We start from the raw sequence: 15,892 nt of genomic DNA, 5'->3' as shown, positions 1-15,892 counted from the left end.
CCGACGCCGCCGCCCCCGCCCGTCCCCGACACCCCCCGGCCGTCAACCTCGCTCCACCCGCCCCCACCATCGAGTGATCCACCCCGCCCTCCCCCTAGGCTGGCCCGGTGAATGCTCCACTCCGCAACGGCCCGGCCTCCTTCGACGACCTCGCCCCCTGGCTGCTGGCGCAGCCGCCATCCCTCGGCCCCGTCCGCCTGGTGGCCGTCGACGGGCACGCGGGGTCCGGGAAGACCACCTTCAGCGGGCGGCTCGCGGCGGCGCTCGGCGGCGCGCCCGTACTGCATCTGGATGATCTCGCGACCCACGAGGAGCTGTTCGAGTGGACCGGGCGGCTGCGCGAGCAGGTGCTCGATCCCCTCGGCCGCGGAGAGACCGCCCGCTTCCGCGCCTACGACTGGGTGACCCGCCGGTTCGCCCCGCCGGAGCGGGAGATCGGGCCGGAGCCGGTGGTGCTGGTGGAGGGCGTCGGCGCGGGGCGCCGCGCGCTGCGGCCCCACCTCGCGTGTCTGCTGTGGATGGAGTTGCCGCATGAGCACTCCTGGGAAAGGGGTCAACTCCGTGACGGCGCAGAGCTGTCCGATTTCTGGGACGGCTGGATGCGGGCGGAGCGCGGCCATTTCGCCGCCGACCCGACGCGCCCGTACGCAGAACTGCTGATTCTTCAGCGCGAAGGGGGGTACGAGGTGCTGCCGGGACCGCACAAAACGACCACAACCCCGCACGGACGAACCTGACCGTCACACTCCGTGAGCGGCGCCGTGCGGTCCGCCGGGTCTCGCGGTCCGATCCCCGCCGACTGCGCCAACTCCGCTTGACCGACGGGGCGTACAGGACTTACGTTCTCATTGTGCGGCCGGTCGAGGCCGCCCGCGGACGCGAAGCCCCCGGTTGTTCCCCCGTGATCGGGGGCTTCGTACCACTCGGAATTCTCCTTTTGGGCACTTTGCCCCGCCGCCTCCCTCACCCTGGGTGACCATCTCCCGGAGCGGTCCACGGGCCGCCGGGGATCGCTTTTCCGCCGTGAAGGGCAGTGCGGCACCCTTCGGCCCGGGCCAACGGCGCAGGTACGATGCGACTCGGTGCCCCTATCGGCGGGTGCACCGGCACACACTGGTCAACTCCCGTCCACAGCACAGCGGTTCGGCAAGGCGCGCCTGGCACTCGCCGGGCAGCACGCTACGGGGGCACGGTTTGTGGGGGACGTGATGGATTTCGGCATGCAGGGCCCACCCGCCCCGGCCGATCTCGCCTGGCTGCGCGCCGTCGACGCCTACACCATGGGCGCGTACGCACAGGCCGAGGAGGAGTTCCGGGCGGCGGTCCGGGTGGACCCCGGCATGGCCGACGCGTGGCTGGGCCTGCACGCGCTGCGTGCGGACACCACCACCGCGCTGCTGCGCATGTACCGCCACCGGGACCGGTTCGGCGAGCAGCGCACGCGCCACCGGCGCACCCTCAATTCCTGGTACTGGCTGGGCTGGTGGGTCCAGCCGGTGCTGGAGACCGGCCGGGACCTGCTGCTCGCGCACGCCTCGCACTGGCTCGACGGCCGGCACGTCCCCGAGCTGGACCGGGCCCTGGCCGGCTGCCCGCCCGTCGAGACCGACCCCCAGGCCCGCTTCCTGCACGCCTGCCGCGCCTACCTCGTCAAGGACTGGGAGCAGCTCGTCCGGCACACCGAGCCGCTGCTGGACGATCCCCTGCTCGGCATCGAGGCCGGGCTGTTCGGCGGCATGGCGCGGGTGCGGCTGGAGATGTACGGGCAGGCCGAGCCGCTGCTGGCCTCGGCGCTGATGCGCTGCCGCAGCGAGCAGCCCCAGCGCAAGGAGCTGCGCTACTGGCTCGCGCGCGCCCACGAGGGCACCGGCCGCAGCGCCGCCGCGCTCCCCCTGTACCGGGCCGTGCACCGCGTCGACCCGTCCTTCATGGACACCTCGGCCCGGCTCACCGCCATCGCCGACGGCGACGGCCTCGACGACGGCCTGGACCTCGCCCCGGTGCCGCTCGGCGGTCCCGGCGAGGAGCCGGCCGGGCCGGTCCCGCCCGCCGCCTCCGCCGACGCGCCCGCCGCCGCCCCGGACACCCTCGACGGGCGGGACGTGCTGACGGGGACGGACCCGGAGCCCGCCGGCACCCTGCAGACGGACGCCGGGCCCGACGACGTGCGCCGCAAGGCCCGCGTTCCCGCCCAGCAGGCCGGCAAGCCGGCGCCGGGCCCGTCCGACCCGGTCCTGCTGGCCAAGGCCCTCGCGGAGCTGGAGCGGATGGTCGGCCTGGAGCCCGTCAAGCGGCAGGTGCGGGCGCTCTCCGCCCAGCTGCACATGGCCCGGCTGCGGGCCGGTCAGGGGCTGCCGGTGCAGCCCCCCAAGCGCCACTTCGTCTTCTCCGGGCCCTCGGGCACCGGAAAGACCACCGTCGCCCGGATCCTCGGCCGGGTCTTCTACGCCCTCGGGCTGCTCGGCGGCGACCACCTGGTCGAGGCCCAGCGCGCCGACCTGGTCGGCGAGTTCCTGGGGCAGACGGCCGTGAAGGCCAACGAGCTGATCGACTCCGCGCTCGGCGGGGTGCTCTTCGTGGACGAGGCGTACAGCCTCTCCAACTCCGGCTATTCCAAGGGCGACGCCTACGGGGACGAGGCCCTGCAGGTGCTGCTCAAACGCGCGGAGGACAACCGGGACCGGCTCGTGGTGATCCTCGCCGGGTACCCCGAGGGCATGGACCGGCTGCTGGCCACGAACCCCGGCCTCGGCTCCCGCTTCACCACACGCGTCGACTTCCCCAGCTACCGCCCCTCCGAACTCACCAGCATCGGCGAGGTGCTGGCCTCCGAGAACGGCGACGGCTGGGACGAGGAGGCCCTGGAGGAGCTGCGCAGCATCAGCGCGCACGTCGTCGCCCAGGGCTGGATCGACGAGCTGGGCAACGGCCGCTTCCTGCGCACCCTGTACGAGAAGAGCTGCGCGTACCGCGATCTGCGGCTGTCCGGCTACCCGGGCACCCCGACCCGCGACGACCTGGCCACGCTGCGCCTGCCGGACCTGATGCAGGCCTACGGGGAGGTGCTGTCGGGGCCCGGCTGGGGCGCCCGGCGGGACGGGTCCCGCGATCCGCAGGACCCGGCGCCGTAACGGCTCCGGCCGCCCCGGGGCACCGGACCGCGGCACCGGACCGCGGCACCGGACCGCCTTACCCCGCGTTCTTCTGCCCGGCGTCCTTCTCCCCAGCGGCAGCGGACTCCGCCTGGTCGTCGTAGCTGCTCGTCCCCTCGTCCAGCAGGGGCTCCTGCGTCTTGAGGTGGGCCGGGGCCAGGGCGCGCAGGACGTGGTAGCCGGAGAGGACCACGATGGTGCCCAGGGCGATGCCGCTGAGCTCGAAGTTCTCGCTGATCTTCAGGCTGACGCCGCCGATGCCGATGATGACGCCCGCGGCGACGGGCACCAGGTTCAGCGGGTTGCGCAGGTCGACCTTGTTGTGGACCCAGATCTGCGCGCCGAGCAGGCCGATCATGCCGTAGAGGATGACGGTGATGCCGCCCAGCACTCCGCCGGGGATCGCGGCGACGACGGCGCCGAACTTCGGGCAGACGCCGAAGAGGAGGGCGAAGCCGGCCGCGGCCCAGTAGGCGGCGGTGGAGTAGACGCGGGTGGCCGCCATCACGCCGATGTTCTCGGAGTACGTGGTGTTGGCGGGGCCGCCGACGGCGGTGGAGAGCATCGTCGCCACGCCGTCCGCGGAGATCGCGGTGCCCAGCTGGTCGTCCAGCCGGTCGCCGGTCATCTCGCCGACGGCCTTGACGTGGCCGGCGTTCTCGGCGATCAGCGCGATGACGACCGGCAGCGCCACCAGGGCCGCGGACCAGCCGAAGCTCGGGGCGTGCAGCGACGGCAGGCCGATCCAGTCGGCCTTGGAGACCCCGGACAGGTCCAGGCGCCAGTGGTCGACGGCCTCGGGGCCGCCGTTCACCGAGTGGATCTTGCCGAAGAGGCGGTCGAAGAGCCACGAGATCCCGTAGCCGAAGACCAGGCCGAGGAAGATCGCGACGCGCGACCAGAAGCCGCGCAGGCACACCACGGCGAGGCCGGTGAAGAGCATGGTCAGCAGCGCCGTCCACTGGTCCTGCGGCCAGTACGTGCGGGCCGTGACCGGCGCCAGGTTGAAGCCGATCAGCATGACCACGGCGCCGGTGACCACCGGCGGCATCGCCGCGTGGATGATCTTCGCGCCGAACTTCTGTACGACCAGGCCGCTCAGCAGGAGCGCCGCACCCACCACGAAGATCGCACCGGTGACGGCCGCACTGCCGCCGCCCTGCGCGCGGATGATCGCGGCGACGCCGACGAAGGACAGGCTGCACCCCAGGTAGCTGGGCACGCGGCCGCGCGTCGCGAGGAGGAACAGGATGGTGGCGACGCCCGACATCATGATCGCGAGGTTGGGGTCCAGGCCCATGAGGACCGGGGCCACGAAGGACGCGCCGAACATGGCGACCACGTGCTGCGCGCCGAGGCCGGCGGTCCGCGGCCACGAGAGCCGCTCGTCGGGCCGGACGACGGCCCCAGGGGCGGGGGTGCGCCCGTCACCGTGCAGGGTCCAGCGCACGCCGAGGCCCATGGAAGCTCCCGAAGGTCATGTGAGGGGGGTGATGATCCGGTTCATGCTAAGCCGGGCCGGACGGTGCTCCGGGCCACCCGGCCCCACCCGCCGCTCCCCCGGCCCGTCCGCCGGCCCCGCGACCCGTCCGCCGGCCCCACGACCCGTCCGCGGCCGCGGGAACTTGCTGCAACCGGCGCAATCAGTCGCCCGTAGGACTGTATGACCGTCCTCCCATGCTGTTCTCCGCCCTACGCACGGTATCGGTGCCATTGTCCGATTCCTGCAACTCAGGAGAAAACACATGCGTAAGCTCGCCGGCCGCGCCGCGGCCGCTGCCATCATCGCCGCAGTCGCCATCGTTCCGGCCGCCGGAGTGGCCCAGGCCGCCCCTGCCACGCCGGCTGTCGCCTTCCACGACGACGACCACGACCGTGACGGCCGCGACCACGGACGTGACCACGGCCGGGACCACGGCCGCGACCACGACCACGGCCGCGACCACCACAACGGCGGCTGGGGCGGCCACCACGACCACGGCGGTTGGGGCGGCCACCACAACGGCGGCTGGGGCGGCGGCCACCACCGCGACCACGACGACTGCGACCACGGCTGGGGCTGGGACGACTGGGGCTGGGGCGGCGGCTGGGGCGGCCACCACCGCGGCGGCCACGGCGGCTGGGACGACGACTGCCACCGCAGCTGCGGCGGCCACCACCACGGTGGCTGGGGCGGCTGGGGCGGCGGCTGGGGCATCCTCGGCGGCATCTTCTAGTCACACCTGCTCCTCGGCACCACGGCGCGGGCCGTGGCGACGGACCTCATTGGTCCGCCGCCCGGCCCGTCCGGGATTTCCCTCCCCGGCCCCGGGGTCCGCAGCCCCGCGATCCGGGGCTGCGGACCCCGGGGCCGGATCGCTCACTCGGCCCGCGACCGCTCCCCCGGCACCTTCCCCTCGGCCGCCGTGCGCTCCGGATCCCGGGCCCGCAGCACGCCCGCCCCGGCCACCAGCCCCGCCGCCAGAACGGTGACCAGGCCGAACGACGTCACCAGCGAACTGGCCTGCGCGATCTGGCCGATGGCGGCCGGGGCCACGAGCCCCGAGGTGTAGGTGATCGTCGCGACGCCCGCGATCGACTGGCTCGGCGCCGGCCCGCTGCGCCCCGCCGCCGCGAAGGCCAGCGGGACCACGACCGCGATGCCCACGCCGATCAGCGCGAACCCGGCGATGGCGGAGGCCGCGCCCGAGGCCGTCACCACCAGCACCCCGCCGGCCGTGGCCAGCACCCCGCTCGCCCGGACGGTCCGCACCGGGCCGAAGCGCCCCACGACCGGGTCCCCGGCGAACCGGGCGAGGGCCATCGTGCAGGAGAACGCCGTGGTGCAGGCGGCGGCGACGCCGGGGCCGGAGCCGATGACGTCCCGGAGGTAGACCGCCGACCAGTCCAGGCTCGCGCCCTCGGCGAAGACCGCGCAGAAGCCCACCGCGCCGATGACGAGCGCCGACCGGGGCGGCAGGGCGAACCGGGGCGGCGGGTGCTCGTGGGCGGCGGTGCGCAGGTCGAGCACCCAGTGGCAGGCCGCCGCGCCGAGCACGGCCAGCACCGCGGCCTCGACGCCCAGGTGGACCCGGGCGTCGAGGCCGGCGTGGGCAGCGGCCGCACCGGCCGCCGACCCCGCGAGCGCGCCCGCGCTCCACATCCCGTGCAGGCCCGACATGATCGGACGGCCCAGCCGCTCCTCGGTCTCCACGCCGAGCGCGTTCATGGCGACGTCCGCCATGCCGGACGTCGCCCCGTAGACGGCCAGCGCCCCGCAGAGCGCGAGCAGCCCCGGCGAGAGCGCGGGCAGGGCCACGGAGGCGCACCACAGGGCGATCAGGGCGCGCAGCGCGGCCCGGGAGCCGAAGCGGTGGCTGATGCGGCCCGCGAGCGGCATGGCGCACGAGGAGCCGATGGCGGGGAGGACGAGCGCGAGGCCCAGCTCGCCGGAGCCGAGGTCCAAGTGGCTCTGGATCCAGGGGATGCGGGTGGCGAAGCCGCCGGTGACCGCGCCGTGGACGGCGAACACCGCGGCCACGGCGAACCGTGCGCGGCGCAGCCGGCCGTCGGTGCGGCCCAGGGTCCGGCCATCGGTCCCGTCTCCGGCGTCCATGGCGCCTCATCCTCCCGGACGGGGCCCGCGCGGGTCGACCCCGCCACGGGCCCCGGATGCGGACGGGGTGCGGGCTCAGCAGGCGCCCGCGTCCTGCCACACCCCCCATTCGCCGGTGGTGCCGGGCTCGTCGCCCTGGGTCCACCACCGGGCCTTCCAGGAGTGGGACTTCCAGGAGACGGTGGCGCCGCCGTTGTAGACGGCCCCCTTGTCCCACTGGGGCGCGGTGCAGGTGCCGCCGGTGGGCTTGCCGGTGGGGGTGCCGGTCGGCGTCCCCGTCGGGGTGGGCGTGGGGCCGCCGGGGTCGGTGACGGTCGTGCCGCGGGCGTGGTCCCCGGCGAGGGCGTAGGTCCTGCCGCCGAAGCTCACGCTCCAGTTGGACGGGGTCGACACCGGAAGGTAGTAGACGAAGTCGAGGTCCGCGGAGGCGCCGGGCGCGAGCGGCTGGGAGGCGGGGAGCTTGACGGAGACCCGGTTGTAGTCGCCCTTGAGGCCGCCGATGTTGTTGCCGGCGGTGTGGTCGCTGCGGACGACCTTCAGCCCCCAGCCCGACTGGTCCTTGGCGTTGCCGGGCGCGGAATTGGCGTAGTCGAACTGGAATTCCGTGCCGCCGGGGAGCGTGGCCTTGGTCCGGTTGGTGATGTGGATCTTCGGGTTGATCGGGTAGTTGCTGTCGCCGAGCGGGAAGTTCGTGAAGCTCACGTCCACGTCGAGGGCCTGGGCGGGCAGTTCGGTGGTCGCGCGGCGGGCGCCGTAGGCGGGGGCGGCCTTGAACGCGTCGTACATCGCGGTGGTGAGGGTGGTGCCCGGTTCGTACTGCCCCTTGGCGGCGTTCCAGCCGTAGTCGCCGGCGAGTTCCCAGACCATGGTCCCGCCGAGGCCCTTGTCGACGACGTACTGGGCCTTGGCCTTCACCGACTGCTCGTCCTCGGTGGACAGGAAGACCTTCTTCTCCGCGTTCCACAGCCACGGCGCGGTCAGGCCCGCGTCGTAGTTGCGGGCGTAGGTGCCGGTGAGCTTGGTGCCGGCGGGGAAGCCGTACTTCCCGGCGTAGTCCCCGACGACGCCCTTCTCCAGGTTCTTGGCGTGCCACATCGGGTTGGAGCCGGCCGGGGACTCCTTGCCGGCGTCGTCCTTGTCGTGCCAGAGGTTGTCGATGCCGACGGCGCCGTCGCCGCAGGTGGTGAGCCCGGAGCCGGCCGGGCAGGAGGTGGTCTTCGCCGTGCCCCACAGGCCGTTCGTGCCGCCGGTGACGTTCTTCCAGCCGCGCGTGTAGTACGGCAGCCCGAGGTTGATGCGGCCCGCGGGCATCGATCCGCGGAAGTAGTGGTAGGCCCAGTCGCCGTTGAGGTAGCCGATCCCGCCGTACTGGGCGGTGGTGTAGACGCCCCACTTGGCGAGTTCGGCGTCCTTTCCGTCGTCGTAGAGCGCGGCGTTGGGCCCGACGAATTCGTTCCAGGCGCCGTGCAGGTCGTACGACATCACGTTGACGTAGTCCAGGTATTTCGTGGTCTGGTACGTCTCCATGCCGCGCAGCAGGTAGCCGGAGGAGGGTGCGGCGACGGAGAGGAGGTAGTGCTTCCCGTCCGCCGCCCCGGCCCGGTCGAGCTTTTCGCGGAGCGTTTTCATCAGCGCCGCGTAGCCCTTGTTCAGGCCGCCGCGCCGGGCGTTGGCGAGCGCCCAGTCCTTGGGGTTTCCGGCGTCCTTCATCGACGTGGGGTATTCGTAGTCGATGTCGACGCCGTTGAATCCGTATTTCTTGACGAAGGAGACGGCCGAATCGGCGAAGGTGTCGATCCCGGCCTGGTTGACGGAGCCGTCGGCGTTGGTGGCCGTCTTGTAGAAGCCGCCGGAGTCGACGCGCTTGCCGTTCTCGTCGATGTAGCCGCCGGTCTCGGCCCAGCCGCCGACCGAGATGAGGGTCTTCACCTGGGGGTGCTGCTTCTTGTACTTGTTCAGCAGGTTGAAGTGGCCCTTGTAGGGCAGGTCCGGGTCCATTTCGGCGCCAGGGACGCCCGGCCAGGTCATGCCGGTGGCGGGGTTGCCCGCGCCGTCCGCGCCGACGGAGATCCTGTCGTCGGGGCCGACGTGCGCGAAGGCGTAGTTGAGGTGGGTGACCTTGTCCCAGGGGATGTCGGGGGCGAGGTAGGCGGGGGTGCCGTCCTTGCCGGTGCGCCAGCCCGTGAAGTAGCCGATGACGCGGCGCTGGTGGTCGGCGCCCATCTTCTCGCGGCCGGCGGAGTCGTAGACGGAGCAGTAGGGGACGTCGGTCCCGGGGGTGGTGTAGAGGCCGTCGGGGCGGCAGGCGGCGTGGTCCTCGGCGTGCGACGTGGTCGCCGAGACCGTGCCGATCAGCAGCCCGGCCAGGGCGGTGCCGACGGCGGCGACGGTGATCCCGCGGCGGGCGCGGGGGCCGGTACAGGATCTCTCCCGGCGCTCCCGGTTCTCTCGGAACAACACGATCAGGTCCTCCAGGTGGGGTGCCCGGCGCGGCCGGGCGGGCGGGGGGTGAGCGTCGTGCTGTGGCCCGCCGGTGTGCGCCCACCGGCGGGCCGTACTCCTCGGAGGTGTGGCAGAGGTTAAGAGGACTAGACCAGTGCGTCAATAGGTACGGACCAAGTCCGGGAAGGGCCCGAAATATGGAGCCCGGCGCTCCGCCGCAGGGCCGCCGCCCGGGGCCTCCGCGGCCCTCCCGCCCGTTTCCCGCCCGGCGTGTCCAGTGCGTCACATCGCCGTGGACACCGCGCCGCCGCCCGGCGTACGCTCGATCCCGTCGACCAGCGGTTTTGAGAAGCCGCGGGCCGTACGCATGTAGCATGACCTGAAATTCAGAAACGCAGCGCACTCCGGGGTCGGTGAAAGTCCGAACCGGCGGTTACAGTCCGCGACCCGTCCGCAGCCAGCGGCCGGTTGACCAGGTGAAATTCCTGGACCGACGGTTAAAGTCCGGATGGGAGGCAGTGCGCGGCGGGTACGCATCGGCACACCGTCGCAGGTGGCCCGCCCTCACCGGGCGGCCCTTCCCGCACGGCCCCGCAAGGGCCGTGGTGTCCCCCGTTGCGGCGTACCCGCTTCTTTCGTCGTCCCGTACGACAGCCCCGGAGTCCGTGCCCGAAGAGGCAGGAGGACCCGGTGGCCACCGCGACCGAAGCAGACGCGATGCGACGCGCCGTGGCGCTCGCCGCTCGCGCCCTTGGCGCGACGAGCCCCAACCCCGTCGTCGGCTGCGTCATCCTCGGCCCCCGGGGCACCGTCCTCGGCGAGGGCTGGCACCGCCGCGCCGGCGGCCCGCACGCCGAGGTCGAAGCCCTCGCCGCGGCCTCCGCCGCGGGCCACGACGTGCGCGGCGCCACCGCCGTCGTCACCCTCGAACCCTGCAACCACACCGGTCGCACGGGCCCCTGCGCCCAGGCCCTGATCACCGCCGGCATCGGCCGGGTCGTCTACGCCGTCGCCGACCCCACCGACGCCGCCACCGGCGGCGCGGCCACCCTGGCCGCCGCCGGCGTCGACACCGAGGGCGGCCTCCTCGCCGAAGAGGCCGCCGCCGGCAACGCCGCCTGGCTCACCTCGGTGCTCCACGGGCGCCCCTTCGTGCTGTGGAAGTACGCCGCCACGCTCGACGGGCGCAGCGCCGCCGCCGACGGCACCAGCCGCTGGATCACCTCCGCGGACTCCCGCGCCGACGTCCACCGGCTGCGCGCCGAGGCCGACGCCGTCGTGGTGGGCTCGGGCACCCTGCGCGCCGACGACCCCCACCTGGCCGTGCGGGACCGCGAAGGCGCCGTCCAGCCGCTGCGCGTCGTCATCGACACGCACGCCTCGGTCACCCCCGGCGCCCGCGTCCTGGACGACGCGGCACCGACCCTGATCGCCGTCGGCGAGCACGCCGACACCACCCACCTGCCCGGCGCCGACGTCGTGCGCCTGCCCCGCGCCGGGGCGGGCGCCGGCCACGGCGGCCTCGATGTGCACGCCCTGCTCGGCGAGCTCCACGCGCGCGGCGTCCGCTCCGTGCTGCTCGAAGGCGGCCCCGCCCTCGCCGGCTCGTTCGTCGCCGCCGGTGCCGTCGACCGCGTCGTCGGCTATCTGGCCCCCGCCCTGCTCGGCGCCGGGCCGGCCGCCCTCGGCGACGCCGGCATCGGCACCATCCCCCACGCCCTGCGCCTCCAGGTGACCGATGTCGCCCGGCTCGGTCCCGACCTGCGGATCACCGCAGTCCCCACCGCTTCCGCCACCGCCCCTGAGGAGAACTGACAGTGTTCACCGGAATCGTCGAAGAACTGGGCGAGGTCGTCTCCGTCGAGAACCTCGGCGACAGCTCCCTCTTCCGGCTCCGCGGCCCGATCGTCACCCAGGACGCCAAGCACGGCGACTCCATCGCCGTCAACGGCGTGTGCCTGACCGTCGTGGAGACCGCCGACGGCGAGTTCACCGCGGACGTGATGGCCGAGTCCCTCAAGCGCTCCAGCCTGGGCGCCCTGGTTCCCGGCTCGCGTGTCAACCTCGAACGGCCCATGGCCCTCGGCGGGCGCCTCGGCGGCCACCTGGTCCAGGGCCACGTCGACGGCACCGGCACGGTGCTGGAGCGGACCCCCGGCGAGCACTGGGAGATCGTGAAGATCGGCCTGCCTGCCGGGCTGGCGCGCTACGTCGTCGACAAGGGCTCCATCACCGTCGACGGCATCAGCCTGACCGTGGTCGAGGCGGGCGACGAGCACTTCACCGTCAGCCTCATCCCCACCACGCTCGACCTGACCACCCTCGGCATCAAGCAGCCCGGCGACCCGGTCAACCTCGAGGTGGACGTCCTCGCCAAGTACGTCGAGCGGCTGCTCGGCACGCCCGCCCGCGACACCGGGGAGAGCGTCGCATGAGCGCCCTCGACTGGCTCAACGGCGAGGCGTTCAGCGCCTTCGGGCAGCACGTCATCTGGTCCGACGCGATCGGCAACACCATCGGCCTCGCCGCGCTCGCCCTCGGCTGGCGGCGCTCCATATGGACCTGGCCCGTCCAGTTCCTCTCCGGCGTCATCCTCGTCGCCGCGTACGCCTCGGCCCACCTCAGCGGCGGCATCGGCAAGCAGCTCCTCGTGATCGGCGTCGCCGTGTGGGGCTGGCGCCAGTGGCACCGCGGCAAGCAGCAGGCCCAGGACGGCTCCATCGCCGTCCGCTTCGCGGGCTGGCGCGAGCGCACGGTGCTGCTGGCCGGCACGGCGCTCGGCACGCTGGCCGTCGGCGCCCTGTTCACGGCCGTGCCGCAGCTGTCCTGGAACCCCTGGCCCGACGCCTACATCTTCGTCGGCACGCTCGCGGCGATGGTGGCCCAGGCCCGCGGGCTCGTCGAGTTCTGGGTGGCCTGGCTGCTGGTCGACATCGTGGGCGTCCCGCTCGCGTTCAGCAGCGGCCTCCCCTTCTCCGGCCTCGTCTACGTCATCTACTTCGCCCTGGTCCTGTGGGGCATGCGCGACTGGTGGCTGCGCTCTCGCGAGAGTGTGAAGCCCGCACTGGAAGGAGCAGCAGCATGACCATCCTGGAGACCGAGGGCTGGCCTCTGACCGGCGAGTTCGCGCTCGACTCCGTCGAGCGGGCCATCGCCGACATCGCCGCCGGCCGGCCCGTCGTCGTCGTGGACGACGAGAGCCGCGAGAACGAGGGCGACCTCGTCGTGGCCGCGGAGAAGGTCACCACCGAGATCGTCGCCTTCATGATGAGCGAGTGCCGTGGCCTGATCTGCGTCCCGCTGGAGGAGGACGACGTCGCGCGGCTCGACCTGCCGCAGATGGTCGCCGACAACACCGAGTCCATGCGCACGGCCTTCACCGTCTCCGTCGACGCCTCCCGCGCGCACGGCACCGACACGGGCATCTCCGCCGCGGACCGGGCCACCACCATCCGGCTGCTCGCCGACCCCGCAGCCGTCCCCGGCGACTTCGTCCGGCCCGGCCACGTCTTCCCGCTGCGCGCCAGGCCCGGCGGCGTCCTGGTCCGCAACGGCCACACCGAGGCCGGCACCGACCTCGCCCGGCTCGCGGGCCTGCGCCCGGCCGCCGCGATCGTGGAGATCGCCGGCGAGGACGGCGCGATGCTGCGCCTGCCCGAACTGATCCCCTTCGCCCGCAAGCACGGCCTCGCGATCATCTCCATCGAGGACCTGATCGCCTACCGCCGGGCGGCGGAGGCCGCCGTCCACCGCGAGGCCGAGACCCGGCTGCCCACCGCCTTCGGCGACTTCCGCGCCTACGGCTACCGCTCCGCGGCCGACGGCGTCGAGCACATCGCGCTGGTCGCCGGCGACCTCGGCGACGGCGAGGACGTGCTGGTGCGCGTCCACTCCGAGTGCCTGACCGGGGACGTCTTCGCGTCGCTGCGCTGCGACTGCGGCCCCCAGCTGCACGCCTCGCTTGAGCGCATCGCCGGCGAGGGCCGCGGCGTCGTGCTCTACCTGCGCGGCCACGAGGGCCGCGGCATCGGGCTGCTGCCCAAGCTGCGCGCCTACGAGCTCCAGGAGGACGGCCGCGACACCCTCGACGCCAACCTCGAACTGGGCCTGCCCGCCGACGCGCGCGACTACGCTGCCGGCGCACGCATCCTCGCCGACCTCGGCGTGCGCTCGCTGCGCCTGCTGACCAACAACCCCGACAAGACCGCCGCCCTCGTGCGCCACGGCCTGCGCGTCACCGGCCGCGAGCCCATGCCCGTCCAGGCCGGCGAGCACAACCTGCACTACCTGCGGACCAAGCGGGACCGCATGGGCCACGACCTGCCCTGGCTGGACGCCGAGCGCGTGTCCCCCTGCGGCAACCAGTGATCATCACCTCACCGACCGAGCACCACCCCCACTGAGCACGACACCGACCGGAAAGAGAACGACGTGAGCGGCAAGGGCGCCCCCCAGCTGAGTGTGAAGAACTGCCAGGACCTGCGGGTGGCGGTGATCGCCGCGCAGTGGCACGAGAAGGTCATGGACGGCCTGGTCGACGGCGCCCTGCGCGCGCTGCACGACCTCGGCATCGACGAGCCCACCGTGCTGCGCGTGCCCGGCAGCTGGGAGCTGCCCGTCGCCGCCAAGGTCCTCGCCGGCCGCGGCTACGACGCGATCGTCGCCCTCGGCGTCGTCATCCGCGGCGGCACCCCGCACTTCGACTACGTGTGCCAGGGCGTCACCCAGGGCCTCACCCAGGTGTCGGTGGACACCGGCGTCCCGGTCGGCTTCGGCGTCCTCACGTGTGACGACGACGCGCAGGCCCTGGACCGGGCCGGTCTGGAGGGCTCGAACGAGGACAAGGGCCACGAGGCCGTCACCGCCGCCGTCGCCACGGCGGTACTTCTGCGCTCGGTGTCCGAGCCCTGGCACTGACAGCGGGGGCGGACCCCGTAGGGTAGGACGCACCATGTCCAAGAAGACGTTCGAGGAGCTGTTCGCAGAGCTCCAGCAGAAGGCCGACGGCGACCCCGCCACCTCCCGCACCGCCGAGCTGGTGGGCAAGGGCGTCCATGCCATCGGCAAGAAGGTGGTCGAGGAGGCCGCCGAGGTGTGGATGGCCGCCGAGTACGAGGGCGCCGACGCCACCGCCGAGGAGATCTCCCAGCTGCTGTACCACGTTCAGGTGATGATGGTCGCCCGCGGGATCTCCCTGGACGACGTCTACTCCCACCTCTGATCCGGCCGGCACCGGCCTGCCGGTGCCACCGCAGTTCTTCCCCTACATCCGCACATCCCCACGCACGAAGGAAACCGACCTCATGCTGCGCATCGCCGTTCCCAACAAGGGTTCTCTCTCCGAGCCTGCGTCGGCGATGCTCCATGAGGCCGGCTACCGCCAGCGCAAGGACCGCAGGGAGCTCGTCCTCGTCGACTCGGCCAACGACGTCGAGTTCTTCTTCCTGCGCCCGCGCGACATCGCGGTCTACGTGGGCTCCGGCAAGCTCGACATCGGCATCACCGGCCGCGACCTGCTGCTGGACTCCGGCTCGCAGGCCGAGGAGATCATGCAGCTCGGCTTCGCCGGGTCCACGTTCCGCTACGCCACCCGGCCGGGCACGGCCAAGGACGTCAGCGAGTTCGGCGGCATGACCGTCGCCACGTCCTTCTCCGGCCTGGTCACCAAGCACCTCGCCGACAACGGCGTGGACGCCGCCGTCGTCCACCTCGACGGCGCGGTCGAGACCGCCATCCAGCTCGGCGTCGCCGAGATCATCGCGGACGTGGTGGAGACCGGCACCACCCTGCGCAACGCCGGCCTGGAGATCATCGGCGAGCCGATCCTGAAGTCCGAGGCCGTCGTCATCCGCCGCTCCGGCGCGCCGGCCGACGATCCCAAGGTGCGGCAGTTCCTCCGCCGCATGCAGGGCGTCCTCGTCGCCCGCCGCTACGTGATGATGGACTACGACATCCGGGTGGAGCACGTCGAGCGCGCCGTCGCCCTGACCCCCGGCCTGGAGTCGCCGACCGTCTCCCCGCTGCACCACGAGGGCTGGGTCGCGGTCCGCTCGATGGTCCCCTCCAGCGACGCCCAGCGCATCATGGACGAGCTGTACGAGCTGGGCGCCCGCGCCATCCTCACCACCAACATCCACGCCTGCCGCCTCTGACCGGCCCGGCCCCTTCCCCACCCAGCGAGAGCACCAGCGACGTGTCCACGCCCGCATCCCCGTCCGGCCTGCCCGGGCTCCCGGTCACCTTCCGCCCGACCCTCACCCGGATCGTGCTGATGAGCCTGGGCACGGCCCTGCTCGCCGTCCTCACGGCGGTGTCCTTCCTGCTCGACACGGCCACGGCCGCGGACCGGGCCTCCTTCATCGGCACCGGCCTGCTCGTCTTCGCCTTCCTCGGGCTGCTCAGCCGCCCCAAGGTCGTCGCCACCCGTGAGGGCGTCACCGTGGTCAACCTGACCACCAAGCGGCAGCTGGCGTGGGCCCAGATCGTCCGGGTCACCCTGCGCCCGGGCGACGCCTGGGTCCATCTGGACCTGGCCGACGGCACGAGCCTGGCGGCCATGGGCATCCAGCCCGGCATCGCCAAGGAGCAGGCCGTCGCCAACGCCCGGGCCCTGCGCGCCCTGGTGGAGGAGCACGGCACGGGGCACTCCGCCACCTGATCCACGTCCGGTTTCCCGGGCGTTCCCCGTGCGGGGCGGCCCGCC

General features: G+C 73.1%; 14 protein-coding genes and 1 riboswitch. Of the genes, 11 read left to right on the top strand and 3 right to left on the bottom strand.

Going from position 1 to position 15,892, the window contains the following annotated elements; genetic code table 11:
* Positions 1–107: 107 nt before the first annotated feature.
* The gene (locus tag NQU55_RS21125; protein ID WP_372504759.1) at positions 108–737 is read left to right on the top strand and encodes a uridine kinase family protein; all 630 of its coding nucleotides are present in this window, start codon (positions 108–110) and stop codon (positions 735–737) included.
* 471 nt (positions 738–1,208) lie between these two features.
* Positions 1,209–3,131: an AAA family ATPase gene (locus NQU55_RS21120; RefSeq protein WP_256790958.1), complete on the top strand. Its 1,923-nt coding sequence runs from the start codon at positions 1,209–1,211 to the stop codon at positions 3,129–3,131.
* Positions 3,132–3,189: 58 nt separating this feature from the next.
* On the opposite strand, the gene NQU55_RS21115 is transcribed toward NQU55_RS21120, so the two are convergent.
* On the bottom strand, positions 3,190–4,614 hold the full coding sequence (locus NQU55_RS21115) for a uracil-xanthine permease family protein (RefSeq protein ID WP_256790957.1): 1,425 nt from the start codon (positions 4,612–4,614) through the stop codon (positions 3,190–3,192).
* 283 nt (positions 4,615–4,897) lie between these two features.
* Here NQU55_RS21115 and NQU55_RS21110 point away from each other — a divergent pair, with 283 nt between their 5' ends.
* Positions 4,898–5,368, top strand: coding sequence for a hypothetical protein (locus NQU55_RS21110; protein ID WP_256790956.1), 471 nt, complete (start codon positions 4,898–4,900; stop codon positions 5,366–5,368).
* A gap of 143 nt (positions 5,369–5,511) precedes the next feature.
* On the opposite strand, the gene NQU55_RS21105 is transcribed toward NQU55_RS21110, so the two are convergent.
* Positions 5,512–6,747 (bottom strand): MFS transporter, encoded by a 1,236-nt coding sequence (locus NQU55_RS21105; RefSeq protein ID WP_256790955.1) that lies wholly within the window; start codon positions 6,745–6,747, stop codon positions 5,512–5,514.
* A gap of 75 nt (positions 6,748–6,822) precedes the next feature.
* Positions 6,823–9,141, bottom strand: a complete 2,319-nt coding sequence (locus tag NQU55_RS21100) for a chitinase C-terminal domain-containing protein (RefSeq protein WP_372504760.1) — start codon at positions 9,139–9,141, stop codon at positions 6,823–6,825.
* 443 nt (positions 9,142–9,584) lie between these two features.
* Positions 9,585–9,715: riboswitch (FMN riboswitch) on the top strand.
* A 191-nt stretch (positions 9,716–9,906) separates the two neighbouring features.
* On the opposite strand from NQU55_RS21100, the gene ribD reads away from it, so the two are divergent.
* The 8 genes from ribD to NQU55_RS21060 all read left to right on the top strand — a co-directional run bounded on the left by ribD (position 9,907) and on the right by NQU55_RS21060 (position 15,847).
* Positions 9,907–11,004 (top strand): bifunctional diaminohydroxyphosphoribosylaminopyrimidine deaminase/5-amino-6-(5-phosphoribosylamino)uracil reductase RibD, encoded by a 1,098-nt coding sequence (ribD, locus tag NQU55_RS21095; protein WP_168093083.1) that lies wholly within the window; start codon positions 9,907–9,909, stop codon positions 11,002–11,004.
* 2 nt (positions 11,005–11,006) lie between these two features.
* A complete protein-coding gene (locus NQU55_RS21090; RefSeq protein WP_168093079.1) occupies positions 11,007–11,624 on the top strand; it encodes a riboflavin synthase in 618 nt (205 codons plus the stop codon).
* On the top strand, positions 11,621–12,274 hold the full coding sequence (locus NQU55_RS21085; RefSeq protein ID WP_168093078.1) for a nicotinamide mononucleotide transporter family protein: 654 nt from the start codon (positions 11,621–11,623) through the stop codon (positions 12,272–12,274). Before NQU55_RS21090 ends, NQU55_RS21085 begins: the two co-directional genes overlap by 4 nt.
* Positions 12,271–13,557: a bifunctional 3,4-dihydroxy-2-butanone-4-phosphate synthase/GTP cyclohydrolase II gene (locus NQU55_RS21080; RefSeq protein ID WP_168093077.1), complete on the top strand. Its 1,287-nt coding sequence runs from the start codon at positions 12,271–12,273 to the stop codon at positions 13,555–13,557. The genes NQU55_RS21085 and NQU55_RS21080 overlap by 4 nt, the downstream gene beginning before the upstream one ends.
* A 63-nt stretch (positions 13,558–13,620) precedes the next feature.
* On the top strand, positions 13,621–14,106 hold the full coding sequence (gene ribH / locus NQU55_RS21075; RefSeq protein ID WP_168093076.1) for a 6,7-dimethyl-8-ribityllumazine synthase: 486 nt from the start codon (positions 13,621–13,623) through the stop codon (positions 14,104–14,106).
* 34 nt (positions 14,107–14,140) lie between these two features.
* Positions 14,141–14,410: a phosphoribosyl-ATP diphosphatase gene (locus NQU55_RS21070; protein ID WP_058047755.1), complete on the top strand. Its 270-nt coding sequence runs from the start codon at positions 14,141–14,143 to the stop codon at positions 14,408–14,410.
* Between the two features lie 82 nt (positions 14,411–14,492).
* The gene (gene hisG / locus NQU55_RS21065; RefSeq protein WP_168093075.1) at positions 14,493–15,341 is read left to right on the top strand and encodes an ATP phosphoribosyltransferase; all 849 of its coding nucleotides are present in this window, start codon (positions 14,493–14,495) and stop codon (positions 15,339–15,341) included.
* Positions 15,342–15,382: 41 nt separating this feature from the next.
* Entirely contained in the window at positions 15,383–15,847 is a 465-nt protein-coding gene (locus tag NQU55_RS21060; protein WP_256790953.1) for a PH domain-containing protein, read from the top strand.
* Positions 15,848–15,892: the final 45 nt, after the last annotated feature.

It is taken from the genome of Streptomyces telluris, from assembly GCF_024519335.1.
In the GTDB taxonomy this organism is placed as follows: domain Bacteria; phylum Actinomycetota; class Actinomycetes; order Streptomycetales; family Streptomycetaceae; genus Streptomyces; species Streptomyces telluris.
The sequence above is the reverse complement of the archived record's forward strand: the minus strand, read 5'-3'. Positions and strand labels throughout refer to the sequence as shown.

Coding starts and splice junctions, on each gene's coding strand:
- NQU55_RS21120 (WP_256790958.1), top strand. CDS start 1,209: ATGGATTTCGGCATGCAGGGCCCACCCGCCCCGGCCGATCTCGCCTGG.
- NQU55_RS21115 (WP_256790957.1), bottom strand. CDS start 4,614: ATGGGCCTCGGCGTGCGCTGGACCCTGCACGGTGACGGGCGCACCCCC.
- NQU55_RS21110 (WP_256790956.1), top strand. CDS start 4,898: ATGCGTAAGCTCGCCGGCCGCGCCGCGGCCGCTGCCATCATCGCCGCA.
- NQU55_RS21105 (WP_256790955.1), bottom strand. CDS start 6,747: ATGGACGCCGGAGACGGGACCGATGGCCGGACCCTGGGCCGCACCGAC.
- ribD (WP_168093083.1), top strand. CDS start 9,907: ATGCGACGCGCCGTGGCGCTCGCCGCTCGCGCCCTTGGCGCGACGAGC.
- NQU55_RS21085 (WP_168093078.1), top strand. CDS start 11,621: ATGAGCGCCCTCGACTGGCTCAACGGCGAGGCGTTCAGCGCCTTCGGG.
- NQU55_RS21080 (WP_168093077.1), top strand. CDS start 12,271: ATGACCATCCTGGAGACCGAGGGCTGGCCTCTGACCGGCGAGTTCGCG.
- NQU55_RS21070 (WP_058047755.1), top strand. CDS start 14,141: ATGTCCAAGAAGACGTTCGAGGAGCTGTTCGCAGAGCTCCAGCAGAAG.
- hisG (WP_168093075.1), top strand. CDS start 14,493: ATGCTGCGCATCGCCGTTCCCAACAAGGGTTCTCTCTCCGAGCCTGCG.